Source organism: Bradyrhizobium sp. IC3123 (assembly GCF_020193625.1).
Taxonomy (GTDB): Bacteria; Pseudomonadota; Alphaproteobacteria; order Rhizobiales; family Xanthobacteraceae; genus Bradyrhizobium; species Bradyrhizobium yuanmingense.
This window is the reverse complement of sequence record NZ_JADYVF010000079.1, coordinates 1-379: the sequence shown is the minus strand read 5'-3', so window position 1 is coordinate 379 and position 379 is coordinate 1. Positions and strand designations below refer to the sequence as shown.

Annotated in this window: 1 protein-coding gene; it reads right to left on the bottom strand. The window is 54.6% G+C overall.

Going from position 1 to position 379, the window contains the following annotated elements:
* Nucleotides 1–101: 101 nt before the first annotated feature.
* A partial coding sequence (locus I6F20_RS38140; protein WP_275945426.1) for a Fic family protein occupies nucleotides 102–379 on the bottom strand: 278 nt, incomplete at its 5' end.

Below are 379 nucleotides of genomic sequence, written 5' to 3'. Positions count from 1 at the left end.
CCCCAGTTCGCAGAAGTACTGATACAGATTCCAGGTGAAAGAGTCATAGTTATCGATAAGCAGGATCATAGCGGCTCCGGAACAATCAAAACCGGGCTATTCTACTCAGATTCCCGCGCTTCGCTTACCACTTTGCGAAAGATCGCCACCAGCGGGGCCAGATCGCCCATCGCGCTCTGCTGGCAGGCCGCACTCCAGCCGGCGGGGTCAACGTCACGCCAGTTAAGAAGGTAGCCGGCATGTATCGCCAGCTGTTCAAAGAAAATGCGCTGGGTCAGGCCATTGCCAAGACGAAAAGGGTGCAGCACATTAATTTCACCATAGAACCAGCTCAGGCGTTCGATGAAGGTATCGCGCGGCAGGCCACTGAGATAATCCT